This is a genomic window from Tenacibaculum ascidiaceicola (genome assembly GCF_047470925.1).
GTDB lineage: Bacteria > Bacteroidota > Bacteroidia > Flavobacteriales > Flavobacteriaceae > Polaribacter > Polaribacter discolor.
The window spans coordinates 33250-51009 of record NZ_JAZKJP010000013.1 but is presented as its reverse complement, the minus strand read 5'-3'; the positions used below and the strand labels follow the sequence as shown (position 1 = coordinate 51009).

Annotated in this window: 14 protein-coding genes; 9 read left to right on the top strand and 5 right to left on the bottom strand. The window is 32.6% G+C overall.

What is annotated here, in order from left to right:
* Positions 1-38: 38 nt before the first annotated feature.
* The 5 genes from VBY68_RS14930 to VBY68_RS14910 form a co-directional block, all read right to left on the bottom strand.
* A complete protein-coding gene (locus tag VBY68_RS14930) occupies positions 39-221 on the bottom strand; it encodes a hypothetical protein (protein WP_099215628.1) in 183 nt (60 codons plus the stop codon).
* A 117-nt stretch (positions 222-338) separates the two neighbouring features.
* Positions 339-2084, bottom strand: coding sequence for a NupC/NupG family nucleoside CNT transporter (locus VBY68_RS14925; RefSeq protein WP_099215692.1), 1746 nt, complete (start codon positions 2082-2084; stop codon positions 339-341).
* A 16-nt stretch (positions 2085-2100) separates the two neighbouring features.
* Entirely contained in the window at positions 2101-2715 is a 615-nt protein-coding gene (locus VBY68_RS14920) for a bifunctional nuclease family protein (RefSeq protein WP_099215629.1), read from the bottom strand.
* Between the two features lie 148 nt (positions 2716-2863).
* Positions 2864-3817, bottom strand: coding sequence for an electron transfer flavoprotein subunit alpha/FixB family protein (locus VBY68_RS14915; protein WP_124590400.1), 954 nt, complete (start codon positions 3815-3817; stop codon positions 2864-2866).
* Between the two features lie 104 nt (positions 3818-3921).
* Positions 3922-4662 carry an electron transfer flavoprotein subunit beta/FixA family protein gene (locus tag VBY68_RS14910; RefSeq protein WP_415270181.1) on the bottom strand — a complete coding sequence of 247 codons (741 nt, stop codon included), beginning with the start codon at positions 4660-4662 and terminating at the stop codon, positions 3922-3924.
* A gap of 215 nt (positions 4663-4877) precedes the next feature.
* Here VBY68_RS14910 and VBY68_RS14905 point away from each other — a divergent pair, with 215 nt between their 5' ends.
* The 9 genes from VBY68_RS14905 to VBY68_RS14865 all read left to right on the top strand — a co-directional run bounded on the left by VBY68_RS14905 (position 4878) and on the right by VBY68_RS14865 (position 17753).
* Positions 4878-5858 carry a pyruvate dehydrogenase complex E1 component subunit beta gene (locus tag VBY68_RS14905; protein WP_099215632.1) on the top strand — a complete coding sequence of 327 codons (981 nt, stop codon included), beginning with the start codon at positions 4878-4880 and terminating at the stop codon, positions 5856-5858.
* Positions 5859-5932: 74 nt separating this feature from the next.
* Complete coding sequence (locus tag VBY68_RS14900) at positions 5933-8464, top strand: DUF5686 and carboxypeptidase-like regulatory domain-containing protein (protein WP_415270180.1); 2532 nt, start codon at positions 5933-5935, stop codon at positions 8462-8464.
* 103 nt (positions 8465-8567) lie between these two features.
* Entirely contained in the window at positions 8568-9095 is a 528-nt protein-coding gene (locus VBY68_RS14895; RefSeq protein WP_099215634.1) for an inorganic diphosphatase, read from the top strand.
* 119 nt (positions 9096-9214) lie between these two features.
* A complete protein-coding gene (locus VBY68_RS14890) occupies positions 9215-11653 on the top strand; it encodes a sodium-translocating pyrophosphatase (protein ID WP_415270179.1) in 2439 nt (812 codons plus the stop codon).
* Between the two features lie 67 nt (positions 11654-11720).
* A complete protein-coding gene (pabB, locus tag VBY68_RS14885; protein WP_415270178.1) occupies positions 11721-13037 on the top strand; it encodes an aminodeoxychorismate synthase component I in 1317 nt (438 codons plus the stop codon).
* 66 nt (positions 13038-13103) lie between these two features.
* Positions 13104-13616: a hypothetical protein gene (locus VBY68_RS14880; protein WP_415270177.1), complete on the top strand. Its 513-nt coding sequence runs from the start codon at positions 13104-13106 to the stop codon at positions 13614-13616.
* Positions 13617-14441, top strand: a complete 825-nt coding sequence (locus VBY68_RS14875; RefSeq protein WP_415270176.1) for an alpha/beta hydrolase — start codon at positions 13617-13619, stop codon at positions 14439-14441.
* Positions 14442-14453: 12 nt separating this feature from the next.
* Entirely contained in the window at positions 14454-15767 is a 1314-nt protein-coding gene (tilS, locus tag VBY68_RS14870; protein ID WP_415270175.1) for a tRNA lysidine(34) synthetase TilS, read from the top strand.
* 24 nt (positions 15768-15791) lie between these two features.
* Complete coding sequence (locus VBY68_RS14865) at positions 15792-17753, top strand: protein-disulfide reductase DsbD family protein (RefSeq protein ID WP_121147939.1); 1962 nt, start codon at positions 15792-15794, stop codon at positions 17751-17753.
* The last annotated feature ends 7 nt before the right edge of the window (positions 17754-17760 follow it).

Here is a 17760-nt window from a genome sequence, read left to right as displayed (position 1 = left end):
ATGCTTTTAAAATTATATTAATAAGTTATCAACTATAACTATGCCCAAACACAGGTTCCATTACTTTGGCAGTAACCATAGTCACAAAACTCTTGACCATTTGCAAACCTAGTACAACATAAACGAGGTCCTTTACAATAGGTATAGCCTCCTCCGTTAATTTGGTTTTGTTCACTTCTTGATAACGTTTTAATTCCTTTTAAACTTTTCAGTTTTTTCATGATAGATTTAATTTTGGGGGTTAATATTGGTATAAATATATCAAAAAAAGTAAACAAACAAAACTATCAACCTAAAAAACAACACTTTACAGTTAAACTGTAATTTTAAAAAATATTTTAACCAATAATCATACCTGCTATGGTTGCTGACATTAACGAAGCAATTGTACCTCCAATTAAAGCTTTCATCCCAAATTCAGATAAGTTTTTACGTTGACCTGGTGCTAATGAACCAATTCCTCCAATTTGAATTCCAATAGAAGCAAAGTTTGCAAAACCACATAACATGTAAGTTGCCATAATTACTGACTTGCTATACGTTAAATGTGTTGCGCTTGCAGCATTTTTTAAGTCTGCTAATTGGATATATCCCACAAACTCACTTGCAGCTAATTTAATACCCAATAATTGCCCCATTAACGCCATATCTTCTTTAGCTACTCCAATTAACCACATTAAAGGTGCAAAGGCATATCCTAAAATAAATTCTAACGATAATGCTTCATAAGGTGTAGCTCCTTCAATCAGTTCATTCAAAGAAGTAAATTTCCAGCTGAAATATTCAATTCCATCAAAACCTCCAATTCCACCTAAGATACCATTTATCATGGCTATAAATGCAATAAATACTAATAACATTGCTGCAACATTCATTGCTAGTTGTAAACCTTCTGTTGTTCCATTAGCAATAGCATCTAAAATATTTGAACCAATTTTTTCTGATGAAACTTGTACATCTGTATTTACTTCTTCAGTTTGTGGATATAATATTTTAGAAATAATAATTGCTCCTGGTGCTGCCATTACAGATGCTGCTAATAAATGTTTTGCATATAATAAACGTAATGCTTCATCATCTCCTCCTAAAAACCCAATATAAGCAGCTAAAACAGCTCCTGCTACTGTTGCCATTCCTCCTATCATTACTAATAAGATTTCAGAACGGTTCATTTTCTCTAAATATGCTTTAATTAACAAAGGTGCTTCTGTTTGTCCTAAGAAAATATTTCCTGCTACCGATAAACTTTCTGCTCCAGAAATCTTTAAAAATTTAGATAACAACCAAGCTAATCCTTTTACTATTTTTTGAATCAGTCCTAAATAGAATAATACTGACGTTAGTGCCGAGAAAAATATAATTGTAGGCAATACTTGAAAAGCAAAAATAAATCCAAAAGAATCCATATCAGCAACTAAACCGCTGAATAAAAACTCACTTCCTGCTCTTGTAAAATCTAATACACTAACAAACAAACCTCCTACTAACTCAAACGTCTTTTGTACAAAAGGAACTTTTAAAACTCCAATTGCTATTAATAATTGAAAAGCTAGTCCTAACCCTACTGTTTTCCAATCTATACCTCTTCTGTTTGCACTAAATAAAAAAGCTATAATTAATAATGTTACCATTCCTAAAGCTCCTCTCCATAAACTTTGCATTGAGAAACCTTGGCTTGGAATTATTTTACTTGTATTGTCTACTACCTCTTCAGAGTCTTTTTCTAAAACTACTTTTGATTCTGTTGTAAAATTATAAAGTATGTTTTTTTCTGAAAGTGTTAATACTTCATCTGTTAACTCAACTACATTGTAATAACGAACCGTATCGTTAGGCTGTTTGTAGTTAAAAATTAATAAGTTGTTTTGATGAATATAGTTTCCTGAAGCTTGTAAACTATCTTTTGCCACTAAAGAGTATGTAAAGTTCCCTTCTGATAAAGTAAAAACATCTGTAGGATCTATAGAAACAATTGAATCTCCTTCTGTCGTTGTAATTGATGAGAAATTCCACTTTTTTTCAATGCTTTGGCTAAAAGTTATCATCGTAACGCAAAGCATTATGAAAGTAAATAGTTTCTTCATTTTTAATATTTTAAAATTAAGAACGTTTGCTGATTTCATCACGAATTTTAGCTGCCAACTCATAGTTTTCATTGGCTACAGCATCGTTAAGTTGTTCGTGTAATTCTTTAAGTGATAAGTGTGAGTAGCTGCCTTCTCCTTCTTCTTCCTCTTCAATTGAAAATTCTATTTCGTCTTCATCAGACTCCAAATCTTCTTCAATTGTTAATTCTTCATCCATTTTTAGATAAATACCTGCTTTATCTAAGATATTTTCGTAGGTAAAAATTGGTGCTTCAAATCGAACTGCCAAAGCTATTGCATCTGAAGTCCTTGTATCAATAACCTCTTCTACTCCTTCTCTTTCGCAGATTAAGCTTGAATAAAACACACCATCAACTAATTTGTGTATAATTACCTGCTTTACTGTGATAGAAAATCTATCAGAAAATGTTTTAAATAAATCGTGAGTAAGTGGTCTTGGAGGACGGATTTCTTTTTCCAATGCTATTGCTATTGATTGTGCCTCAAATGCTCCTATGATTATAGGAAGTGTTCTGGTTCCTTCCATTTCACTCAGCACTAAAGCATATGCCCCACTTTGTGTTTGGCTATATGAAATCCCTTTTATAGTTAGTTTAATTAAACTCATGTACAATCAATCATCATAAAATACAAAAAAACTGTCTAAATTTAGGCCTTTTGCTTAAAATTTTAGACAGCCTTCTAAAGTGGGCACAATTTACTAAAAATTATGAGTTGAACTCTAATTTATAGAAAAAGAAAAAATTACCACTATTTTATGCTTGTTTAAAAGCTTTTAATTTGTCTACTAACTGAGGTACAACTTCAAAAGCATCACCTACAATACCATAATCAGCAGCCTTAAAGAAAGGTGCTTCAGGATCTGTGTTGATAACTACTTTTACTTTAGAAGCATTAATTCCTGCTAAATGCTGAATTGCTCCAGAAATACCAATAGCAATATATAAGTTAGAGGCTACTGGCTTACCTGTTTGCCCCACGTGTTCACTGTGTGGACGCCATCCTAAATCAGATACAGGCTTAGAACATGCAGTTGCTGCACCTAAAACATCAGCTAACTCCTCAACCATTCCCCAGTTTTCAGGCCCTTTCAAACCTCTTCCTGCAGAAACTACGATATCAGCATCAGCAATAGTAACTTTTCCTGTTGCTCTATTAATATTTTCAGATTTCACTCCTAATTCAGGTAATGTAGCATCAAAACTTTCAGCAGAACCACTTACTGCATTTTCATGTGCTCCGTAAGAATTTTTAGCAACACCTATTACTTTTTTCTCAGTTGAAATTTCAGTGTTATTAAACCCTTTGTTTGAGAAAGCCTTTCTTTTAACAACAAAAGGACTTGTGCTACTTGGTAAAGCTACAGCATTTGAAGCATATCCTGCCTCTAAAGCTACAGCTACTAATGGTGCTACAGTTAATCCATCAACACTAGAGTCGATAATTACCGTGTTAGCTCCTTTTGCTTCTGCTACTTGTTTAATAATTGAAGCATATGCTTTAGCATTGAATGAAGATAAGTCATTCTTTACTTCTACTACATTCTCTGCTCCGTAAGTATATAATTCAGAAGCATCTCCTCCATTAATAGTTAACACTACTAAGTCGCTTCCTAATTGTTCTGCTACTTTTTTTCCGTATGAAACAACCTCAAAAGCTGTTTTTTTGAATTTTCCTTCCGATGAATCGGCAAAAACTAATACAGACATATTTTTTTTATTTTTTTAGTCGTTAGTGGTTAGTTTTTTACCATTAAACACTAACAAATATTTTTATTTTTTCTTTTGAACTCTATTAAAACAGGTTAACTGATTTAAATTACTTTCGCTTCGTTATGTAATAAATCAATTAAATCATCAACATTATCAACTAACTTAACCGCTCCTTTTGGTGCTGGTTTTTCAAAGTTTTGAGTTGCTGTCGCTGCTACTGCACCAGTTGGTTCAACTACACTTAATGGCTTTTTACGCGCCATCATAATACCTCTCATATTAGGAATACGTAAATCTTTTTCTTCTACAATTCCTTTTTGACCTGCAATTACCATTGGTAATGTTGAAGATACTTTTTCTTCTCCTCCGTCAATCTCTCTATCTAAAGTAGCATTTGTTCCATCTACCTCTACACCAACACAACCATTAACAAAGTTAAAATCTAATAAAGAAGCTAACATCCCTGGAACCATTTGTCCATTATAATCAGCAGATTCTTTTCCTGCTAATACTAAATCATACCCTCCATTTTTAACAACTTCAGCTAACTCTTTAGCAACCATAAATCCGTCAGTTGGTTCAGCGTTTACACGAATTGCATCATCTGCACCAATCGCTAAAGCTTTACGTAAAGTAGGCTCAGTAGAAGCTCCTCCAACATTCACTACAGTTACACTTGCTCCTTGCTTTTCTTTAAACCACATTGCACGAGTTAAACTAAACTCATCGTATGGATTTATAACATATTGAACCCCGTTAGTATCAAACTTTGTATCGTTATCAGTAAAGTTGATTTTTGAAGTAGTATCAGGTACATGACTGATACAAACTAATATTTTCATATATATCGTTGTTTTAAAGAAACTTAATTTTGTGCGACGAAGTTAAGGATTTTTTTTAATTTACTATGCGTGCATAATAAATTTTTTCCTCAACATTAATCAACCTCAAAATTAAGGTATTATTATTACATAATGATTTGTTGATTTTAAAGCTACAATATTACCCCTATTTTTATTATTTTTGCACTCTTGATAAACAACTACTTATAAAACGTATGAAAACAGTACAATTTAGAGAAGCCGTTTGCGAAGCAATGAGCGAGGAAATGCGTAGAGACGAAAGCATTTACTTGATTGGAGAAGAAGTTGCAGAGTATAATGGTGCATATAAAGCCAGCAAAGGAATGTTAGACGAGTTTGGTGCTAAACGCGTTATTGATGCTCCTATTGCCGAATTAGGCTTTGGTGGTATTGCTGTAGGATCAGCAATGAACGGTAACCGCCCTATTGTTGAGTATATGACTTTCAATTTCTCGTTAGTGGGAATTGACCAAATTATTAACAATGCTGCGAAAATCCGTCAAATGAGTGGTGGACAGTTTAACTGTCCTATTGTTTTTCGTGGACCTACAGCTTCTGCTGGTCAATTAGCAGCAACACACTCACAAGCTTTTGAAAGCTGGTATGCTAACTGCCCTGGATTAAAAGTAATTGTTCCTTCTAATCCATACGACGCAAAAGGTTTATTAAAAGCTGCTATTCGTGATGATGATCCAGTAATTTTTATGGAATCTGAGCAAATGTATGGTGATAAAATGGAAATTCCTGAAGGAGAATACATTATTCCTATTGGAGTTGCTGATATTAAAAGAGAAGGTTCAGATGTAACTGTAGTATCTTTTGGTAAAATTATAAAAGAAGCTTACAAAGCTGCTGACGAATTAGCTAAAGAAGGAATTTCAGTTGAAATTATCGATTTACGTACAGTTCGTCCAATGGATCATAAAACTATTTTAGAATCTGTTAAGAAAACTAACAGATTGGTAATTTTAGAAGAAGCATGGCCATTTGGAAGTGTTTCATCAGAAATTACTTTTAGGGTACAAGATGAAGCATTTGATTATTTAGATGCTCCTATTAAAAGGATTACAACTGCTGATGCTCCTGCTCCTTATTCTCCTGTGTTATTGGAGGAATGGTTACCAAATGCAAATGATGTTGTATCAGCCGTAAAAGAGGTAATGTACCGCAAATAATTGAAGAAAAAAGAAATTGAAAAATAAATTAAAATCCTTTTGACTCTGGTCAAAAGGATTTTGTAGTAAAAAAAATGATGAAACATCTTCTTACCTTACTATTACTACTAGCTACCAATGTTTTATGTGCACAATTAACCATACAAGGTAAAGTAGTTGACGAGTTTGACACTCCAATGCCTTTCGTTAATGTCATCCTAAAAAACACCACGCACGGAACCACTACTGACGATAACGGTAGATTTTATCTAAAAACAAATAAATACAGAGGTGTACTCGAAATATCTTTTGTAGGATTCCAAACGCAAACAATAAAAGTTAGTCAAAAGACAAAGTTTTTAAGTATTGTTTTAAAAGAGGAAAGTAATGAGTTAGAAGAAGTTGTTATTGTTACCAAACCCAAAAAACGTTTAAAGAAAAAGGAAAACCCTGCTTATAGAATTTTAAAAGAAATTTGGAAACGTAAACGAAAAAATGGTCTTGACTTAGTTGATCATTATCAATACAAAAAAAACACATCTATAGAAATAGGGCTAAACAACTTAGATACATTGTTCTTGAAAAAGATATTTAAAAAAGAATATAAACAAGCTCTTCAAGAAATAAATTATGATAGCGATGGAATAAACTACTACATTCCTATTTTCTTAAATGAACAAGTTGCTAATGTTTATGGAGACAATAAAAACAACAATATTAGAGAAGATATTGAGGCTGAAAAATCTGAAGGTTTAAGTGCCCAAGGTTTTATTTTTGATAGAATGGCTAATACTTTTCAAAATGTTGATGTTTTTAAAAACAATATCAATTTACTTCAAAAGCCCTTTGTTAGTCCTTTATCTACGGATGGCTTTTCTACTTACGATTATGTTTTATATGATAGTATTGTAAACAATAATAAAAAACTCTACAACATTTACTTTTTCCCAAGAAGGGATGGTGATTTAGCTTTTCAAGGGAACTTTTGGGTAGCTGACAAAAACTTCTCTATCAAAAAACTAAAAATGAAAGTCCACAAAAGCATTAACTTAAACTTTGTAAGAGGGCTTACTTTTGAAAAAGAATTTGAAGTACGAAACGATAGTATATACATTCCCACTAAAAATGCCTATGAAGGTGACTTTACTTTTATTGACAAAAATGAAAGCAACAAAGGATTAACTATTAAAAAGAATATTACTTTTAAGAATTATGTTTTAAACAAGGCACTTCCTAAAAACTTCTATGAACAAACTATTGAAAAAATAAGGCCTGATCAATACGAAAAAGAAGAGTCTTATTGGGCAGATGTTCAATCCAATGAAAGTAAAAACACCTACAAATTAATTGAAAGTGTCAAAGAAAAAAAACAAATAAAAAACCTAACTGGATTAATAAACACTGTAGCTAGTGGATATATAAACACAAGCTTAGGTGTGCAAATAGGTCCTTTATGGACTGCTTTTGCTAACAATCAGGTAGAAGGATTCAGAACCAAAATGGGATTCAGAACCTTTGTTACTAAAGATGATCGTTTTCGCCTAGGAGGTCACATTGCTTACGGTTTTAAAGACAAAAAGTCAAAGTATGGTGCAGAAGCTCGCTATCTTCTATCTTATAAACCAAGAATTGCTGTTGGTGTTGCATATCAAAAAGATATTGAACAATTGGGTAGCACCCTATTAAACACAACACAACTTTTAGGAAGAAGTTTTGGTACGGCTGCATTATTTTCTAGAGGAGATAATTTCTTTTTATCTAATATTGAAAAAATAGCTACAAATTTTGATTACCAAGTTCAACAGAACTTACATGTAGGATTTAATTTTTCTCACTCAAAAATAAGATCAGCTTCCGAGAAAGATTTCTCTATGAATTACATTGATGAAAACGGAAATATTCAATCAAGAGTTACTGATGTAGCTTCCGACATTTATGTTTCTTTCACCCCTGGAAGATTTGTATATGGGTTAGGTGTAGAAAGACGTTTTGGACGAAACATATTTCCTACTTTCGTATTAAACTACCGAAAAGGCTACAAGGGACCTTTTAATGGAACTCACAGTTACGATAAAATCCAATTCAAATACAGCCAACCTATTCTACTTAGTAAGTTTGGAACTTTAGATGCTAGCATTGAAGCAGGAAAAACATTTGGTACAGTTCCTGTTGCTTTATTAAGCCCAATACCTGCCAACCAAACGTTTTCATTAGTAAAAGATACTTTTGCCTTACTTAATTACTACGATTTTGTTGCTGACGAATATTTAGCAGGACATTTTGAACACCATTTTAATGGTTATATTCTGAATAGAATTCCGCTATTGAAAAAATTAAAATTAAGAAGTTTAGTTTCTTTTAGAGCTGCTTATGGAAATATATCTCAAGAGAATAGAGCTATAAACGATGGCTTATCTAATAGCAGTGGAGCTTATAACATTAACTACAACGCTCCAAATAAACTATATTATGAATATAGTGTTGGGCTAGAAAATATTGGTTATGGTAACTTACGTTTTCTGAGAATTGATGCTATTTGGAGAAGTAATTATACACCTCCAACAGGATCAATTGTTACTCCAACACCAAAGTTTGCAATCCGTATAGGTATTAAACCCGGCTTATAATCATACATTTAACCATAAATTACCTTTATTTTTTCTTTAAAAAAACTAATAAATCACTACTTTTGCAAACCGATTTTAGAAAACGAAGAAAAGTTTAGAATATATGACCGCAAAAGAAAGAAAAACAGTTGATGTTTTAATTGAAATACCAAAAGGTAGTAGAAACAAGTACGAATACGATTTTGATTTAGGGAAAATTCGTTTTGACAGAATGTTATTCTCTTCAATGATGTACCCTGGAGACTATGGGTTTATTCCTCAAACTTTAGCATTAGATGGCGATCCATTAGATGTTTTAGTTTTAGGTGCTGAACCAACTTTCCCGATGTGTGTTATGGAGGTAAAACCAATTGGTGTTTTCCATATGGCAGACGAAAAAGGTCCAGACGAAAAGATTGTTTGTGTACCAGTATCTGATCCTATTTGGAACAGATATAATGATATCACAGATTTAAACCCTCACCGTCAAAAAGAAATTACACACTTTTTCCAAGTATATAAAGACTTAGAAAAGAAAAAAGTTGATATCGGAGACTGGGGTAATGCAGATGAAGCTTACGAAATTTTAGATAAATGTTTAGAGCGTTATGAGAATAGCGAACATAAAGCTAATGGAAATTTCAAGATTTAATCTGTAAAAATTATCCTATATAAAACAAAAAACCTCTCAGTTACAACTGAGAGGTTTTTTGTTTAGTTATTGATTTTGTTATATTTACGAACACTTATAACTAATCAAATAACAATAACATGAAACAAAACATGATATATGTGCCAATACTTTTGGCACTTTTAGGACTCATTTTTATGTATATAAAAATGACCTGGGTTAAAAAACAAGATGCAGGAAATGAAAAAATGCAATCCATTTCAAAAAGTATTAAAGAAGGAGCTCTTGCTTTTTTAGCTGCCGAATATCGATTATTACTAATCTTTGTTATTATCGCTTCATTAGCTTTATTCGGAATCTCTCAATTAGTAGAAACAACCAGCATTATGATTGTTCCTGCATTTATAATAGGAGCAATTTTTTCTGCACTAGCAGGAAACATAGGAATGCGTATTGCAACCGATGCTAACGCAAGAACAGCTGAAGCTGCAAAAACTAGTCTGCCACAAGCTTTAAAAGTATCTTTTGGTGGTGGAACCGTAATGGGACTTGGTGTCGCTGGTTTAGCTGTTTTAGGTCTAAGTTTATTTTTTCTAATATTCGTCGGTCAATTTATTACAGATGATGGAAATTTCTATAATGAAATGACTGTCGTACTAGAAGCTTTAGCTGGTTTTTCTCTAGGAGCTGAATCTATTGCTTTATTTGCTCGTGTTGGTGGAGGTATTTATACCAAGGCTGCCGATGTAGGTGCCGATTTAGTAGGTAAAGTAGAAGCAGGAATCCCAGAAGACGACCCTCGTAATCCTGCTACCATTGCAGATAACGTTGGTGATAACGTTGGTGATGTTGCTGGTATGGGAGCTGATTTATTTGGTTCATACGTAGCAACAGTATTAGCAGCCATGGTTCTTGGAAACTATGTTATTAGAGATATGTCAATAGACTCTACTTTTTCCGATGCATTTAACGGAATGGGACCAATATTACTTCCATTAGTAATTGCTGGAGTTGGTATTGTAGCTTCCATTATTGGAACTTTCTTGGTAGGAATTAAAGACAATACAGCAAAAGAAGCAGAAGTACAAAAAGCATTAGATACAGGAAACTGGGTTGCTATTATTTTAACCTTAGCAGCAAGTTTCTTCTTAATTAAATGGATGCTTCCTGAAACAATGCAAATGAAATTCTTTGGGGCAGGTTTTAAAGAAGTGCCTTCTATTAATGTATTTTGGTCAGCCTGTATTGGTTTAGCCGTAGGTGCTTTAATTTCTATGGTTACTTCTTACTACACAAGCCTAGGAAAAAAACCTGTATTAACTATTGTACAAAATAGTGCTACAGGAGCTGGTACTAATATTATTGCTGGTTTAGCTGTAGGTATGAAGTCTACTTTCTTGTCTGTTTTATTATTTGCAGCTGCAATTTACGGTTCATATTATTTTGCAGGATTTTACGGAGTTGCTTTAGCAGCTTCAGCAATGATGGCAACTACTGCTATGCAATTGGCTATTGATGCTTTCGGACCTATTGCTGACAATGCTGGTGGAGTTGCTGAAATGAGCGAATTAGAAGATCATGTTCGTGAGCGTACTGATATATTAGACTCTGTTGGAAACACAACTGCTGCGGTTGGTAAAGGTTTTGCCATTGCTTCTGCTGCCTTAACTGCTTTAGCTTTATTTGCAGCTTATGTAACTTTTACAGGAATTGACGGAATAAATATTTTTAAAGCAGATGTATTAGCTATGCTATTTGTTGGAGGAATGATTCCTGTAATATTTTCAGCATTAGCAATGCAATCAGTGGGAAAAGCAGCTATGGAAATGGTACACGAAGTACGTCGTCAGTTTAAAGAAATTCCAGGAATTATGGAAGGAACAGGTACCCCTGAATACGCAAAATGTGTAGATATCTCAACCAAAGCTGCCTTAAAAGAAATGATTTTACCAGGGCTAATAACTATCATCACCCCAATTATTATCGGATTATTATTTGGCCCTGAACCTTTAGGTGGTTATATGGCTGGTGTTTGTGTATCAGGTGTTATGTGGGCTATTTTCCAAAATAATGCTGGTGGTGCATGGGACAACGCTAAGAAATCTTTTGAAGCAGGTGTTGAAATCAACGGAGAAATGACCTACAAAGGTTCTGATGCTCATAAAGCAGCAGTTACTGGTGACACTGTTGGAGATCCTTTTAAGGATACCTCTGGACCCTCAATGAATATTTTAATTAAACTTACATGTTTAGTTGGTTTAGTTATTGCTCCAATATTAGGCGGGCATACTTCTTCTGAAACACATGAAGAGACAGAAAATATTAAAGTTTGGATTGACAAGAATGGTAAAAAACATGAAGTAAAACTTTCTACTGATGCTGAATTTACTACAGAAAACAAATTAGAAAACATCGTTAAAGTAAATATTGAAAAGAATGACGATGGTACTGCTAAAGCAACCATTACAACCTCTACTATTAAAAATGGTGAAGAAGTAACTGAAGAAAAAACTTTTGAAGGTACTTTAGAAGAAGTAGAAAAGAAAATTAAAGAGTACGAAAACTCAAAAAAAGAATAATCCTCAAATTCGTATAAAACTCAAACCCGATAGTAGTATTTCTATCGGGTTTCTTATTTTTGTGGCGATGTCAAGAACCGTCCGTATTTTTTCTATAGACACCCCTGAGCTCTTCAAACAAAAGCTGTTTGTTTGGGCTAAACAGTTTGAAACAGCTATTTGGTTAGATTCTAATAACTATGAACAACAATACAGCTCTTTTGATTGTGCTTTAGCTGTAGAAGAGTTTACTTCTATTAAAACAGATTACTATAACGCTTTTGATAAACTAAAAGAATATCAATCTTTCACCAAAGACTACATCTTTGGCTACATTAGTTATGATGTTAAAAATGATACTGAAAGACTAATCTCTAATAATTTTGACGGGCTTCATTTTCCTGACTTGTACTTTTTTCAACCTCAAAAATTAATTTTCATCAAAGGAAACACAGTTGAATTTCACTATTTACAAATGATTGATGATGAGCTAGAAGAAGATTTTGAAGACATTATTGAAACCAATCCTATTATTCAAAATCATGAACAAGAAGAAACAGATGAAGTAAAAATAAAACTCCGAATACATAAAGATGAATACCATCAAAAAGTAGAAAAAGTACTGGAGCATATCCATAGAGGAGATATTTATGAAGCTAACTTCTGTCAAGAATTCTATGCAGAAGACACAATCATAAATCCGTATAAAGTATACACGCAGTTAAACAAAATATCAGAGCCTCCATTTGCTACTTTTTTTAGAAATGACAATCATTACTTGCTTTCTGCTACTCCAGAACGATATATCAGAAAAGAAGCTTTTAAAATTATTTCTCAACCTATAAAAGGAACTGCAAAACGACTTATCAATCCTATTGAAGACGAGAAAATTGCTTTTGATTTAGCTCGTGATGAGAAAGAACGATCAGAAAATATTATGATTGTAGATTTAGTTCGTAATGACTTATCAAGAACAGCTAAAAAAGGAAGTGTCCAAGTGGAAGAACTATGTAAAGTATACTCTTTTAAACAAGTTCACCAAATGATTTCTACTGTAGTTTCAGAAATTGAAAATACTACACATCCAGTTGATGTAATCAAAGACACCTTCCCCATGGGCAGCATGACCGGAGCTCCCAAAATTTCAGCCATGAAAATCATTGAAGAATTAGAAGAAACCAAACGCGGTTTATACTCTGGAACCGTTGGCTATTTTACTCCAAATGGTGATTTCGATTTTAACGTAGTTATCCGAAGTATTTTATACAATGCAGAAAATAAATACGTTTCATACTCAGTTGGTGGTGCTATTACAGCTAAATCTACTCCAGAAAAAGAGTATGAAGAATGCTTACTCAAAGCCAAGGCTATGAAATATGTTTTAACGCATACTAACAAAAGTTAACTATATTTATAACAAATACTCAGAATAAATATTTCTAATCAAAAAACTATTACAAAAAATAAAGAGATGAAAAACATATTTAAAATTATACTTTTCGTTGCTGTTATTGCATCAATGACATCTTGTAAAGCAAACAAGTATTCATTTTTAAACGATTATCCTGCTAAAAATGTTCCTTTGGTTGACAGCACAAACTTTAGCAATCATGTAGAAGGTAAACTATTAACCAAATCACAACAAGAACTTTTAAAACTTCCTTCAATTTTTGAAGAACAATTAAATGAGAAAAATGCTAAAATTGGTGTTTCTTACCTTCCTAAAATATCAGAAAACTTTCAATCTGTAGTATATTATTTCTATCCAAATAATACTGAGTTAATCTCTATGTTAGTAACTTACGATAAGCAATTCAATATAATTAACAGTCAAGTATTGGCTTATGATGAAATAGCGGAAGGAATGTTAAAAACCACTTCTACTCTTAATAAAAATAGCATTGAATTAGTAGAGTATATTTCTGATTCTCCATCTACTATTATTTTTAATATTTTAGAAGACGGAAACATTACTAGAGACTAAATGACACATCATATATTTACATTCAATTTTCAAAAAACTGAGTTTTTTGGTCAATACTGGAAACCTGAAAACGTAAAAGCTGTGGTAGTGATTATCCACGGAATGGGAGAGCACTCTGGTAGATATGAACATGTAGCGAAAAAGCTAACAGATAATAATTTTGGAGTAATTGCTTTTGATCACTTCGGACATGGTAAAACAATAGGAAAAAGAGGTCATAACCCAGGTTACAACTATGTATTAGAAAGTGTAACTAAATTAATTGATAAATCCAAAGAGGTTTTTGGCGACAAACCTACCTTTTTATATGGACATTCTATGGGAGGTAATACTGTAATTAATTATACTCTTAGAAAAGAACATCATCTAAAAGGAATTATAGCTACAAGTCCTTTTTTACGTTTAGCATTTCAACCAGCTGCGTGGAAACTTTCTTTAGGGAAAATAATGCAAAAAATAGCTCCTTCAATTACTTTAGGTAATGAATTAGATGCAAATGATATATCTCGCGACCCTGTTGAAGTTGAAAAATACAGTAATGACCCATTGGTTCACGATAAAGTGAGTCCTAACTTTTCTTTATCTTTTATTGATGCTGGTGAATGGGCGATTAAAAATGCTTCCTCTTTAAAAACACCAATGCTACTATTGCATGGAACAGGAGATAAAATAATTGATTATAAAGGCACAGAAGCTTTTGCCAATAATGCACCTAAAGCCATTATAAAATTATATGAAGGCGGATATCATGAGTTACAAAATGACTTATGTAAAGAAGAAATGTTACAAGATGTTGTAAACTGGTTAAACACTCAATTACAATAATTATTCATCTACATGCTCCAAAAATTAGCAAAACATATTGACGAACAATTTCCCTTTTTAAAAGAGAAAAAATTACTCGTAGCTATTTCTGGAGGAGTTGATAGTGTTGTTCTAACACATCTTTTACATCAACTGCATTTTAATATTTCATTAGCTCACTGTAATTTTAATTTAAGAGGTACAGAAAGTGATTTAGACGAAGTATTTGTTAAAGAGTTAGGAGAAAGCTTAAAAATCCAAACATTTACAACACACTTTAACACGAATGAATATGCTGTTAAGAATAAATTATCAACACAGCTAGCAGCGAGAGAATTACGTTATAATTGGTTTAACATCCTTAGCCAAGAAAATATTTTTGATTATATACTAACAGCACATCATGCTGACGATAATTTGGAAACTTTTATAATCAACCTATCTCGTGGCACAGGGTTAGAAGGCTTAACTGGAATTCCTCCAATTAATGAAAATATCGTGCGACCTTTACTTGTTTTTCCCCGTGAAGAAATTGTAACCTTTGCCAAAAACAATAATATTGAGTGGCGTGAAGATAAAAGTAATGCTGAAACAAAATATTTGAGAAATAAAATTCGTCATCAAATAACACCAACACTAAAAGAACTGAATCCCAATCTTTTAAACAATTTCAATAAAACAATTGATCATTTAAAAGAATCTCAACAAATTGTTAATGACAAAATAGAAGAAATCACCCATGAAATCGTCTCAAAAGAGGGAGATTTATTAAAAATAAGTATTGGAAAACTGTTAAAGTTATCTAACCCGAAAGCATACCTATACCAACTGCTAAAGCCTTATAAATTCACGGAATGGGACGATGTTTACAACTTAATTTATGCTCAATCAGGTAAACGTATTTTAACAAAATTTTATACTTTGTTGAAAGACAGAGATTTTTTATTACTTTTACGCACTAATGAAAAGCCTTCTTTTGAAGAGGAATATTTCATTATAAGGGAGGAAAACAAAGAAATTACAGCACCTATCAAGCTGCTACTAAAAAGGGTTCAAGAAAAAACTAATACTGATAATAACAGTATTTACGTTGATGACGAACTACTTAGTTTCCCTCTAAAACTTAGACGGTGGAAATCCGGTGACTTTTTTTATCCTAAAGGAATGTTAGGTCGTAAAAAAGTAAGTAAGTATTTTAAAGACGAAAAGATATCAATTGTAAACAAAAATAAAGTTTGGTTACTCTGTTCCAGTAAAAATGAGATTATTTGGATAGTAGGAAAACGACAAGATAGACGCTTTTTACCAACAGAAAAAACAACCAAACTATTGAAAATTAGTATTTAATTAACCCCATCAAACTACAATAGAATGAAAAAATTCTTTACTCTATTTTTATTATTCATAGGTTTAGCGGTTTATTCTCAATCTGATGATAATCCCGTAGTTGTTACTCCTAAAGTAGAGAAGATCTCTGATACCGAGTACGACTTAATTTTTGACGTGTTAATTGCTGAAGACTGGCATTTATACTCTCAGTATAATCCAGAGGATGCGTCACTACCTATGACAATTGCTCCTGCAGAAGGACAATCTGGATATACCTTAAATGGTAAAGCCAAAGAAAGCGAAACAGAAACTCAGTTTAGTGAAATCTGGGGAAAAGATGAAATCTTTTTTGTTGAAGAAGGTAAAATAGTACAACGAATTACTGTTTCTGACTCTACATTAACAAAAGTTACATTAAACCTTGACGCACAAGTATGTAAAGAATACTGTTTACCTTTTGATGAAGATTTTACATTCTCATTAACAGGTGAAGAAGTAGCACAAACTGTTGCAGAAGTTGACGATAAAAGTAAAGAGTTATCTCAAACTTTAAACTTAGACTTAAAAAACACTGTTTTATTAAAAAGCTCAACTGATGCAAATACAGGAGAAGAAGAAGACAATAGCTTATTAAACATTTTCTTATTAGGTTTTGTTGGTGGATTATTAGCTTTTTTAACTCCATGTGTATTCCCAATGGTACCTTTAACTGTATCTTTTTTCACAAAACGTACAGAGAAAAAAGGAAAGGGTGTTGGTAGTGCTGTTTTATACGGTTTCTTTATCGTATTAATCTATGGATTAATAAGTTTACCTTTCCACTTTCTAGATACATTAGATCCTGAAATATTAAATAGTATTTCAACCAACATTTGGTTAAACTTATTCTTCTTTGTTATTCTAATATTCTTTGCAGGTTCATTCTTCGGTTTTTACGAATTAACATTACCTAGCTCTTGGAGTAATAAAGCAGATAGCGCTTCTAACATTGGAGGAGTTATCGGAATTTTCTTCATGGCTTTAACTTTAGCTATCGTATCATTCTCTTGTACAGGACCTATTTTAGGATCATTATTAGCAGGATCGTTAAGCGGTGGTGCTATGCAATTATCAGTAGGTATGGTAGGATTTGGATTAGCTTTAGCATTACCTTTTGCTTTATTTGCAATGTTCCCTAACTGGTTAAACACATTACCAAAGTCTGGTGGATGGTTAAACACTGTTAAAGTTGTTTTAGGTTTTATTGAATTAGCTTTTGCTTTCAAATTCTTATCAAACGCTGACTTAGTAGGTCACTGGGGATTATTAAAAAGAGAAATCTTTATTGGAATATGGGCATTAATTGCATTTTTATTAGCACTTTACTTATTTGGATTTATAGGTAAAAGATACGGTAAAATAACTCTTTTTAGAGTGTTATTAGGATTAGGTTCTTTAGGCTTAGCTGTATACTTAGCTCCAGGAGTTATGGAGAAACCAGCATGGAGTCAAAATGAATTATTAAGTGGATTTGCTCCTCCTAAATTCCATAGTATCTATCAAAAAGACAACCACTGTCCTCTTAACCTAAACTGTTTTAAAGATTTTGATGAAGGTATAGCTTACGCAAAATCGGTTAACAAACCTGTATTATTAGACTTTACAGGATGGGCATGTGTAAACTGTCGTAAAATGGAAGAGAATATTTGGAGTCAACCAAACATCTACTCTTTAATTAATGATGATTATGTATTAATTTCATTATATGTAGATGACCACCAAAGAACGTTACCAGAAGAAGAGCAATTCGACTTTATCAAATCTAACGGAAAAGTAAAAAGAATTAGAACTTATGGTGATAAATGGGCTACTTTACAAGCTGCTAACTTTAAAACAGCTTCTCAACCATTCTATGTATTAATGAGTCCTGAATTAGAGGTATTAAACTCACCTCAACAATATACAGATCATGCAACTTACTACAATTGGTTAAAAACTGGTTTAGACAGATTCAATTCTAACTAATTTTAGT